This window comes from Streptomyces sp. MS06 (genome assembly GCF_047200655.1).
Lineage (GTDB): Bacteria > Actinomycetota > Actinomycetes > Streptomycetales > Streptomycetaceae > Streptomyces.
This window is the reverse complement of record NZ_JBJZOJ010000082.1, coordinates 19,996-30,285: the sequence shown is the minus strand read 5'-3', so window position 1 is coordinate 30,285 and position 10,290 is coordinate 19,996. Positions and strand designations below refer to the sequence as shown.

The 10,290-nt window shown below is 72.8% G+C and carries 10 protein-coding genes; 5 read left to right on the top strand and 5 right to left on the bottom strand.

Features of this window, described 5'->3' with window-relative positions; translation table 11 throughout:
• Positions 1–10 precede the first annotated feature (10 nt).
• The 3 genes from ACL02U_RS30230 to ilvA all read right to left on the bottom strand — a co-directional run bounded on the left by ACL02U_RS30230 (position 11) and on the right by ilvA (position 3,302).
• Complete coding sequence (locus ACL02U_RS30230; protein ID WP_412794180.1) at positions 11–814, bottom strand: ABC transporter permease; 804 nt, start codon at positions 812–814, stop codon at positions 11–13.
• Positions 815–858: 44 nt separating this feature from the next.
• Positions 859–1,848, bottom strand: a complete 990-nt coding sequence (locus ACL02U_RS30225) for an ATP-binding cassette domain-containing protein (protein ID WP_412794178.1) — start codon at positions 1,846–1,848, stop codon at positions 859–861.
• A 224-nt stretch (positions 1,849–2,072) separates the two neighbouring features.
• Positions 2,073–3,302 (bottom strand): threonine ammonia-lyase, encoded by a 1,230-nt coding sequence (gene ilvA, locus ACL02U_RS30220; protein ID WP_412794177.1) that lies wholly within the window; start codon positions 3,300–3,302, stop codon positions 2,073–2,075.
• Between the two features lie 142 nt (positions 3,303–3,444).
• Here ilvA and ACL02U_RS30215 point away from each other — a divergent pair, with 142 nt between their 5' ends.
• The 3 genes from ACL02U_RS30215 (at position 3,445) to ACL02U_RS30205 (ending at position 5,195) form a co-directional block, all read left to right on the top strand.
• A complete protein-coding gene (locus tag ACL02U_RS30215; RefSeq protein WP_412794176.1) occupies positions 3,445–3,969 on the top strand; it encodes a MarR family winged helix-turn-helix transcriptional regulator in 525 nt (174 codons plus the stop codon).
• Between the two features lie 403 nt (positions 3,970–4,372).
• Complete coding sequence (locus tag ACL02U_RS30210; protein WP_412794175.1) at positions 4,373–4,882, top strand: sigma factor-like helix-turn-helix DNA-binding protein; 510 nt, start codon at positions 4,373–4,375, stop codon at positions 4,880–4,882.
• A gap of 64 nt (positions 4,883–4,946) precedes the next feature.
• Positions 4,947–5,195: a hypothetical protein gene (locus ACL02U_RS30205; RefSeq protein ID WP_412794174.1), complete on the top strand. Its 249-nt coding sequence runs from the start codon at positions 4,947–4,949 to the stop codon at positions 5,193–5,195.
• A 27-nt stretch (positions 5,196–5,222) separates the two neighbouring features.
• Here ACL02U_RS30205 and ACL02U_RS30200 read toward each other — a convergent pair whose 3' ends face one another.
• Positions 5,223–6,377, bottom strand: coding sequence for a cystathionine gamma-synthase (locus tag ACL02U_RS30200; RefSeq protein ID WP_412794173.1), 1,155 nt, complete (start codon positions 6,375–6,377; stop codon positions 5,223–5,225).
• 147 nt (positions 6,378–6,524) lie between these two features.
• Here ACL02U_RS30200 and ACL02U_RS30195 point away from each other — a divergent pair, with 147 nt between their 5' ends.
• Positions 6,525–7,643 (top strand): hypothetical protein, encoded by a 1,119-nt coding sequence (locus ACL02U_RS30195; RefSeq protein ID WP_412794172.1) that lies wholly within the window; start codon positions 6,525–6,527, stop codon positions 7,641–7,643.
• Positions 7,644–7,673: 30 nt separating this feature from the next.
• Here ACL02U_RS30195 and msrA read toward each other — a convergent pair whose 3' ends face one another.
• On the bottom strand, positions 7,674–8,186 hold the full coding sequence (msrA, locus tag ACL02U_RS30190) for a peptide-methionine (S)-S-oxide reductase MsrA (RefSeq protein ID WP_412794171.1): 513 nt from the start codon (positions 8,184–8,186) through the stop codon (positions 7,674–7,676).
• 488 nt (positions 8,187–8,674) lie between these two features.
• Between msrA and ACL02U_RS30185 the strand changes: the two genes are divergently transcribed.
• A complete protein-coding gene (locus ACL02U_RS30185) occupies positions 8,675–10,243 on the top strand; it encodes an MFS transporter (protein WP_412794170.1) in 1,569 nt (522 codons plus the stop codon).
• The last annotated feature ends 47 nt before the right edge of the window (positions 10,244–10,290 follow it).

The window sequence follows — 10,290 nt, the reverse complement described above, 5'->3', positions numbered from 1 at the left end:
GCCGCAGCGGTCAGGAGGCCGCCGAACGGTACTTGCGGACCGCGAGCGTGCGGAAGACCGCGACGATGAGCACCGACCAGATCAGCGACGCCCACACCGGGTGCTGCATGGGCCAGGCGTCGGAGGCCTGGAAGCCCGGGGGGAGGTTGCCGAAGAGTTCCCGGCAGGCCTGCACGGTGGCGCTGAACGGATTCCACTCGGCGACGTGCTGCAGGAATGACGGCATCTGGTTCGCGTCCACGAACGCGTTGGAGATGAAGGTCAGCGGGAACAGCCAGATCAGCCCGCCCGAGGTCGCCGCCTCGGGGGTGCGCACGGACAGGCCGATGAGCGCGCCGATCCAGGAGAAGGCGTACCCGAGCAGCAGGAGCAGGCCGAACCCGGCGAGGACCTTGCCGAAGTTCTCGTGGGTCCGCCAGCCGACCAGCAGGGCGACGACGGCGAGGACGAGCAGGGTCAGTGCCGTCTGGACCAGGTCGGCCAGGGTGCGCCCGGTCAGGACCGCCCCGCGCGCCATGGGCAGGGAGCGGAAGCGGTCGATGAGGCCCTTGTGCATGTCGTCGGCGATGCCCGCGCCGGCGCCCGCCGTGGCGAACGTGACGGTCTGCGCGAAGATGCCGGCCATCAGGTACTCGCGGTAGGCCTGGGCCGAGGTGGACGAGCCGACCTGGATGGAGCCGCCGAACACGTAGGTGAACAGCACCACGAACATGATGGGCTGGATCAGCCCGAAGACGAGCATCTCGGGGATCCGGACCATGCGGATCAGGTTGCGCTGGGCGACGACCAGCGAGTCGCGGACCGACCGGCCCATGCGGGGGGCGGACCGGGTGGTGCTTACGGCGTCGGTGAGGGCACTCACTTCGCTGACTCCTTGTCCTTCAGCTCGTCGTCCGTCGTGCCCTCGGTCTCGGCCACGTGTCCGGTCAGGGACAGGAAGACGTCGTCGAGGGTGGGGCGGCGCAGGCCGATGTCGTCGATTTCGATACCGCGGGCGTCCAGTTCACGGATCACCTCGGCGAGCAGCTTGGCTCCTCCGGTGACGGGCACGGTGAGTTTGCGCATGTGGTCGTCGACGGTGGTGTCGCCCTTGCCGAAGCCGCGCAGGACGTCCGAGGCGGTCCCGATGTGCTCGCGCTCGTGCACCACGACCTCGACCCGCTCGCCGCCGGTGCGGGCCTTGAGTTCGTCGGAGGTGCCTCGGGCGATGACCCGGCCGTGGTCGACGACCGCGATGTCGTGCGCCAGGTGGTCGGCCTCCTCCAGGTACTGGGTGGTCAGCAGCAGCGTCGTGCCGCCCGACACGAGCCGCTTGATGACGTCCCACAGCAGTTGGCGGTTGCGCGGGTCGAGGCCGGTCGTCGGCTCGTCCATGAACATCACCGGCGGGGAGATCACGAGTGCCGCGGCCAGGTCGAGCCGGCGGCGCATACCGCCCGAGTAGGTCTTCGCGGGGCGGTCGGCGGCGTCCGCCAGGTCGAACTGCTCCAGCAGCTCGACGGCACGGGTCTTGGCGGCCTTCGCCCGCATCTGGTAGAGCCGGCCGACCATCTGCAGGTTCTCCCGGCCGGTCAGGTACTCGTCGACGGCGGCGAACTGGCCGGACAGGCCGATCGAGCGCCGTACGGCGTCCGGGTGCTTGAGCACGTCCACGCCCGCCACGACCGCGCGCCCCCGGTCGGGGGTCAGCAGGGTGGTCAGACAGCGGACCGTGGTTGTCTTGCCCGCGCCGTTGGGCCCGAGCAGACCGAGCACGGTGCCCTCGGGGACATCGAGGTCGACGCCGTCCAGAGCTTTTACGTCACCGAAGGTCTTCGCCAGGCCTTCGGCGTAGATGGCGCCCGGCATATGAGTCTCCACGTCGTCTGGGTTCTTTGGTGGTAGGTGCGGTCCCGGGCTGCTGCCGCCCGGGATGGTGCGTGAGATCCGGGGGTACGCCGACCGCGCGGCGGACGGAGTCGGCGACGAGGCTCACCATAACGCGATGTATCGCGTTCGCCAACGTGTTTTCCGAACGGGTGACGGCACCGTCTCGCGCACCGCCCCACGCGCCGCCCGCGGCGCCCGAAGCCTCAGCCGATGACCGTGTAGCCCGCCTCCCGCAGCGCGTCGCCCACCTCGGCGCAGTGCTCCGGCCCCTTGGTCTCCAGGTGGAGCTCCACCTCCGCCTCCGTGAGCCCGAGCCGGGGGTCGGTTCGTACGTGACTCACATCGAGGACGTTAGCGTCGACCACTGACAACACCCCGAGAAGCGCCGCGAGCGCCCCCGGCCGGTCGGTCAGCCGCACCCGTACCGCCAGGTAGCGGCCCTGGGCGGCCAGACCGTGGCGCAGGATCCGCTGCAGCAGCAGGGGGTCGACGTTGCCGCCGGACAGCACCGCCACCACCGGCCCGGGGAACGCGCCCGGCTCGCTCAGCAGCGCGGCCACCGGACTCGCCCCGGCCGGTTCGACCACCAGCTTGGCCCGCTCCAGGCACAGCAGCAGCGCGGTGGACAGCGCGTCCTCACTCACCGTGCGGACCTCGTCGACCAGCGAGCTGACCAGGGAGAACGGCACCTCTCCGGGCCGGCCGACCTTGATCCCGTCCGCCATGGTCACCGGGTGCGCGACCTGCACCGGGTGACCGGCCGCCAGCGAGGGCGGATACGCCGCCGCGCCCTCCGCCTGCACGCCCACGATCCGCACGTCCGGCCGGAGCGCCTTCACCGCGACCGCGATCCCGGCCGCCAGCCCGCCGCCGCCGACGCCGACCACGACGGTGCGCACCTCCGGGCACTGCTCCAGGATCTCCAGCCCGACCGTTCCCTGGCCCGCGATGATGTCCGGATGGTCGAAGGGGTGGATGAACACCGCCCCGGTCTCGGCCGCGTACCGCTGCGCCGCGGCCAGCGTCTCGTCGACCACCTGGCCCTGCAGGCGCACCTCGGCGCCGTAGTCCCGGGTGGCGCTGATCTTCGGCAGCGGCGCGCCCTGCGGCATGAACACCGTCGAACGCACCCCGAGCAGCGTGGAGGCCAGCGCCACGCCCTGGGCGTGGTTGCCGGCACTGGCCGCGACGACGCCGGCCGCGCGCTGCTCCGGCAGCAGCCCGGAGATCCGCACGTAGGCCCCGCGCAGCTTGAACGAGCCGGTGCGCTGGAGGTTCTCGCACTTGAAGTGCACCGGGGAGCCCACCAGCTGCGACAGCCGCCGGCTGCCCTCCATGGCGGTCACCCGCGCCACTCCGGCGAGCATCTTCCGCGCCCCGCGGACATCGTCGAGGGTGACGGACGGCTGGGGGGCGACCGTGCGGTGGTTCATGTCACAAGTCTCGCAGTTCACACCCGCCGGCGAGCGCTGTGACCAACCGGCGAGACCGGATGCGGCGGCGCCGGTACCGTCCGCGCCCCGGCCGCGTACCCTGTCCCCCAACCATCAGCCCTCCAGAAGTGAGCCCCCGGCCATGCCCACAACGCCTGAGATGTCGATGGACATGACGACCGTCGGTGACACCGGCCTTCTCGACACCCTCCAGCACGAGGTGGCGGTGTTCGCCCGGCGTGCCGAACAGACCCGGCTCGGCGGGGTCGGCCAGGTGCGCAACTCCATGGACCGCGCCGCCTATCTGCTGCTCAACCGCCTCGACAAGGAGGGCCCGATGGGCGTCAAGGCCCTCGCCGCGAGCATGGGCATCGACTCGTCCACGGTCACCCGCCAGGTCGCTCCGCTGGTCGACACCGGCCTGGTCAAGCGCACCTCCCACCCCGAGGACGGCCGGGCGGTCGTGCTGCAGCTCTCCCCGCGCGGGGTGTCGCGCCTGGAGGAGGTGCGCTCCTCCCGCCGCCGCCTGATGGCCGAACTCACCGACGACTGGGCACCGGAGGAGCGCGAGACGTTCTGCTCGCTGCTCACCCGCTTCAACGGCGCCCTGTCCGCCCGGCAGGCCGCACAGGGCGGACCGGGAGCGGAGCCGGCCTCCGACTCCTGAACCACCCGAACGCCACCGCCGGCCCGGAGGTCGCCACCGCCGGCCCGGAGGTCGCCGACGACGATCTGGAGGTCGCCGCCGACGATCCGGAGGCGACACGGAGCCACCCGACCGCCGACCCGGAGGAGTCCGACGGCTGGTCCCGGGTCGTCCGGCCTCGGGCGGCGGCCGCCGCCCGAGGTCCGGGGGCACGTATCGCGGCGCCGGGGGCACGGATCGCACGGCCGCCTGCGCAGCCGCCGATGCGCTCGGGCCCGCGGTCCGGACGCTCCGCCGGGTGCGCGCCCCTTGACCGAAAGGCCACCCCTGGCCTCAGATGAGACCGGACCCCTTTCGCACACGGTTTCGCCTCCGCGCGCGGCCGGGTCCCGAGTCCTCAAGGCGGCCCTCAGGGGGAGGCGCGGTGCGAGAACGGCTTGCGCCCCACGGCGCCCGGCGGACCCACGAGTTCGAGACGTTCGTGGCGGGCGCGGCCGGGCGGCTGCTGCATGCCGCCACCCTGCTCACCGCCGAGCCGCAGGACGACAACCCGCGTGCGCGCCGGCTGCTCACCCTCGCCCTGGCGCACACCTACGCCTGCTGGCAGCGGCTGCACGGCGAGGACCCCTACGAGCACGCGCGCCGGTATCTGGCCACCCGCTTCGCCCACGGCGCCTGGCACCACCGCGGCGGCATCGCCACCCGGCCGGGTGGCGCCCGGCCCCACGGTCCCCTGGCCCGCCTCACCCCGCACGAGCGGCTGATCCTGGTCCTGCGGCTGTACGAAGGCGTGGGCGAGGAGCAGGTGGCGGCGCTGCTGGGGCTTCCGCTGGAGCGCGTCCGCACCGTCTGCGACCGCGCCACGGCCACTCTGCTGCACCCCCCGCGGAGCCCGGCCCGGGCCGTGGGCAGGGCCGGGGTGGCTCCCTCGTGACCGGGAGGCGAAGGGGACGCTCGGCAGGCCCGGGGGCCCCGGAGGCGGGGAGGAGGAGACGGCGATGAACCGGATCGAACGGGAGGCGGCGGCCCGGCGGATCATGGAGGAAACGCGGCCCCGCGTACCCGTGGACCTCTGCGCGGACGCCGTCCGCCGCGGCAACCGCATGCTGCGCCGCAGGACGGCCGCCCGGCGCCTGCTGTGGCTGCTGCTGTGCGCCGCGGTGGTGGCCTTCACCGTCTGGGCGCTGACGGTGCGGCCCTGGGTGGAGCCGCCGTCGGAGACGACCCCACCGGTGGCGGACTGGTGACACCGGTCCGGGCCGCCGTTCCGGCCCCTAGCCGAGCGCCTGCTGCAGGTCCTCCATCAGGTCGTCGACGTTCTCGATGCCGACCGACAGCCGCACCAGGTCGGCCGGTACCTCCAGGGCCGAGCCGGCCGCCGAGGCGTGCGTCATCCGGCCCGGGTGCTCGATCAGCGACTCCACGCCGCCCAGGGACTCGCCCAGGGTGAACAACCGCGCCCGGTTGCACACCTCGACGGCGGCCTCCTCCCCGCCCTCCACACGGAACGAGACCATCCCGCCGAACGCCTTCATCTGCTTGGCGGCCACTTCGTGCCCGGGGTGGTCCTCCAGGCCCGGGTACAGCACCCGCGTCACCCGCGCGTGCCGGGTGAGCATGTCGGCGACCCGGGCGGCGTTCTCGCTGTGCCGGTCCATGCGCACCGACAGCGTCTTGGTCCCGCGCAGCACCAGCCAGGAGTCGAAGGGCCCGGCGACCGCCCCCATCGAGTTCTGGTGGAAGGCCAGCTCCTCACCCAGTTCCCGGTCGTTCACGATCAGTGCACCGCCGACGACGTCCGAGTGGCCGCCCATGTACTTGGTCAGCGAGTGCACGACGACGTCCGCACCCAGCGACAGCGGCTGCTGGAGGTAGGGCGTGGCGAAGGTGTTGTCGACGACGAGGCGGGCGCCCGCGTCCCGGGCGATCTGGGCGACGGCGGCGATGTCGGTGATGCCGAGCAGCGGGTTGGACGGCGTCTCCACCCACACGGCCTTCGTCCTCGGGGTGATCGCGGCCCGTACGGCGGCCGGGTCGGAGGTGTCGGCCACCGACCATTCCACACCCCACCGGGAGACCACCTTGGCGAAGAGGCGGAACGTGCCTCCATAGGCGTCGTCGGGGATCACGACGTGGTCGCCGGGGCCGAGCAGCGTGCGCAGCAGGCAGTCCTCGGCCGCCAGTCCGGACGCGAACGCGAGTCCCCGGCGGCCGCCCTCCAGGGCCGCGAGGTTCTCCTCCAGCGCGGTACGGGTCGGGTTGGCGCTGCGGCTGTACTCGTAGCCGCCGCGCAGGCCGCCCACGCCGTCCTGCTTGTAGGTGGAGACCTGGTAGATCGGCGGGACGACCGCACCGGTGAGGGGGTCGGCGGTGTTGCCCGCGTGGATCGCGAGGGTCTCGAAGTGCTGACTGATGTGCCTGTCGCTCATGGGGACCGAGCGTAATGCGCGCGGCGGCCCGCCGACGGCCGATCGGCCCGGCCGCGACCGGGCCGGCGGTCGCCGGCCTCCCGGGTTTTCCACAGGTCGCGTCCGGCAGGTTGGCCAATTGTCGGCGCGGTCTGGTTCGCTTGAGGCATGGAGATTATCTGGGTCCTGATGGCCGTGGTGATGTTCGGCTTCGTGCTGCTGCCGGTCATCAGGCGCAGGCGCGGCATGATCGAGCAGGTGCACCCCGGCCACCCGGACGCGGCGGACCCCGCGAAGTACGGCTTCGCCCGCGAGGAGGAGCTCGACGTTCGCCTGCCCGGCCCGGACCAGGACCTGCTGGACGTGCTCGACCTCGTCCAGCGCACGCAGGACTACACATCGGCCGCGCAGCTGCTGGCCGGCACCGAGGCCGAGGGCGAGACGCGCTGGCAGCGCGTCCAGGCCTTCGCCGGCGCGGCCTCGCTGGAGCTGGCCCAGCGGCCCGGCGGTGTCGGCGAGATACCGGGCGGGCAGTGGCTGCGGGTCTGGCGGGCCGAACGGCCCAAGGACGCGGGCGGTGCCGCGGTGCACGCCGAGTTCCTGGCGCAGCAGGCCTGGCGGACGGCGACGCCGGGCACCGACGATTTCCGCATCATCATGGAGGAGGCGAAGGAGGCCTGCGGTGCGGCGGCGCTGCTGGCGCCCGGCGATCCGGTCCCGTACCTCCCCGAGCTGTCCGTCGCCCGCGGGCTCGGCTACTCCTCCGAGGAGTTCGAGCAGCTCTGGTCGAAGGTCCTGGACCGCGCCCCGCACCACATGGGCGCCCACCTCGCCGCACTGCACTACTGGTGCGAGAAGTGGCACGGCTCACGGGAGCTGGCGTACCGGTTCGCGGAGTCCGCGGCGGCCCGGGCGCCCGAGGGGTCGCTGCTGGCCGCGCTGCCGCTGTTCGCGGTCTTCGAGCACCTCCCCGAGGTGAACCTGGTCCGCGGCTTCTACCGCAGCGAGGTCGTCACCAGGGCCGTGCACGGCGCGCTGCACGCCGTCCACGCGGCCCGCCCCGACGACCCCATGCTGGCCCACGTGCGCCACCTGCTGGTCTTCTTCCTGGTCCGTGCGGAGCGCTGGGCGGAGGCGATGGACCAACTCGTCCACGTCGACGGGCACGTCGGCGCGCTCCCCTGGACCCTGTCCGCCGATCCGGCCGCGGAGTTCGCGGTGTACCGCGCGCTTGCGGTCGCCGGCTACGAGGCGAACGGAGGAAGCCCGGCGACGCTGCCGCACTGACCGGCCCGCACGGCGCGCGGCCGCCGCGGGTCAGTCGTCCGCGCGGGCGGGCAGCCGCCATCCCGGACGGGGGAAGTGGCAGGTGTAGCCCTCCGGGTAGCGCTGCAGGTAGTCCTGGTGCTCGGGCTCGGCCTCCCAGAAGGGTCCGACCGGTTCCACCTCGGTGACGACCTTGCCCGGCCACAGGCCGGAGGCGTCCACGTCGGCGATCGTGTCCTCGGCGATGCGCTTCTGCTCGTCGTCCACGTAGTAGATCGCCGAGCGGTAGCTGAGGCCGACGTCGTTGCCCTGGCGGTTCACCGTGCTCGGGTCGTGGATCTGGAAGAAGAACTCCAGCAGCGTGCGGAAGTCGGTCTTCTCCGGGTCGAAGAGGATCTCGATGGCCTCCGCGTGCGTGCCGTGGTTGCGGTACGTCGCGTTCGGCACGTCGCCCCCGGTGTACCCGACCCGGGTCGCCGTCACGCCCGGGAGCCGGCGGATCAGATCCTGCATCCCCCAGAAACATCCGCCCGCCAGCACGGCCCTCTGCGTCTGCGCAGCCATTGCGGCCCTCCATACTCCGTCAGCTCGGTCGCTCGGGCTCCCCGGCGCACACGCCACCGGCATTCACGGCCCAACCTGCTCAACGCATGCGGGTTCCGAGCGATTCCTCACCCGTGCAGCGGCCCCGGGGCCCGGATCCCTACCCCTCCCCCGCCGGCGGGGTCTCCCCGCGTCTCCCCGGCCACGGCGGCGGATCACCTGGCGTTGCACGGAGTCCGACGCAGATCGTGCGTCTTGACGAGTTCATCCACGCCTGTGTCGCGCCTTCGCAGCCTCGTAGGCGGTGGCGAGGTTGTTGCGGCGGGCCAGGGTAGTGGGGTGGTCGGCCCAGGCGGGTCAGGAGGAGCAGAGGCACGGTCGGTCATGGGGGCCGGGTCTCCGGGTGGCGGCGCGGTTCGCGGCCGCACGGCTGGCCCGATCGTCTGACCCCCGTGCGTGTTGGTACGGGCACGCACGGCCGTACGCCGTCGCCGGGCTAGCGTCCCGGCATGGGACGTGGGAGCAGCGGGGGCACGGCGGCGGACTCGGTGGTCACGTCACGTGCCGGACGGCTGCCGCTGCGGATCGTCCTCGGGCTGTCCCTGGCGTTCACGGTGACGGTCGTCGACCCGCTCGTCCTCAGTCTCAATCTGCCCCAGGTGGACCAGGCCCTCCACGTCCCGCCGCAGGGCGTCGGGCTGCTGGGCGGAGCCGCGACGCTGGTGATGGCCGCCTCCGTCCTGGCGGCGGGCAGCCTCGGGGACGCCGTCGGGCTCAAGCGGCTGCTGATGCTGGGACTGGTGCTCGTCACGGTCGTCGACCTGCTCTCCGCGCTCTCGCCCGGCTACGGCTTCCTGCTGGCGATGCGCTTCCTGAACGGGCTGGGGATGACCGCGCTGCTGGGGGTGCCGCTGGCGCTGCTGAAGGTCTCGGTGTCGGAGGAGCAACGGCCCACCGCCATCGGTGTCCTGATGGCCGTCGAGATGGTCCTGTGCGGGGTGATCCCCGCGTTCACCGGCTGGGCGGTGGGGGCCGTCGGCTGGCGGTTCCTGTTCCTGATCGCCCCGCTGCTGTCCCTGGTCGCGCTCTGGTTGACGGCCCGCCACGTCCCGGCCTCGCCCGTACAGGAGGGCCGAGGCGTGGACGTGAGAGGGGTCGGCCTGATCGGATTGGTCCTGCTGGCGCTCGTCGTGGGCCTCGCCGCGGGGCAGAACGGCCTGTCCCGGCCCCAGGCCTGGGTGCCGCTGCTGGTCAGCGCGGCCGCCGCCGCGCTCTACGTCCTCCACGCCCGCCGCACCGACCGGCCTGCCCTGGACCTCGCGCTGTTCCGCAGTGCACCGTTCAGCGTGGCGCTGGCGGCCGCGCTCACGCTGAACTTCCTGGGCGTCGGGCTCAGTCTCGTGCTGGGCCAGTTCGGCAGCGTGGTGCTGTCCCTGTCGCCCGAGAAGATCGGCCTGCTGTACCTGCCCGGCACGCTGCTCGTCGCCGGTGCCGTGATCCTGGCCGGGCGCATGGTGGGGAAGCACACCCCGCGGCCGGTGATGGTCACCGGCCTGCTGATCATGACGGCGAGCGGGCTGCTGCTGGCCGGCACCGCCGACCCCACGATGGCGGTGTGGCTGCTCGTGCTGGCCACCTGGCTGACCAACCTGGGGGCACTGGTCACCTCCACGTCGGTGTCCGAGACGGTCCTCGCCCAGGCACCGGCCGGGCAGTCCGGCACGGTGGCCTCCGTCCAGATGGCCTTCGCGATGACCGGCTCCGCCCTCGGCCCCACGGTCTACCTCCTGCTCTTCAACCACTTCTTCCAGCAGCAGTGGCTGGCGGACGCCGAGTCCCGCGACCTGTCGGCGGAGGAGGGCCGGCAGGCCGTGGACGCCGTGCGCAGCGGGATGGCCCAGCATCCCGGAGGCAGTGTCTACGATCCGAACCTGCTCCAGGAGGCCTCGGGACTCCGCCTCGGGCTGGACTTCGCCCACGCGCTGCAACTGACCATGCTGGTCGTCAGTTTCCTGCCGCTCGTCGTGGCGGGGCTGGCCCTCCTGCCGCTGCCGGGCCGCGGAAAGTCGCGGGCGTAGCGGCGGCGCGGACCCCGGCCGTCGGTACCGGCGGGGTGCCGCGCGGA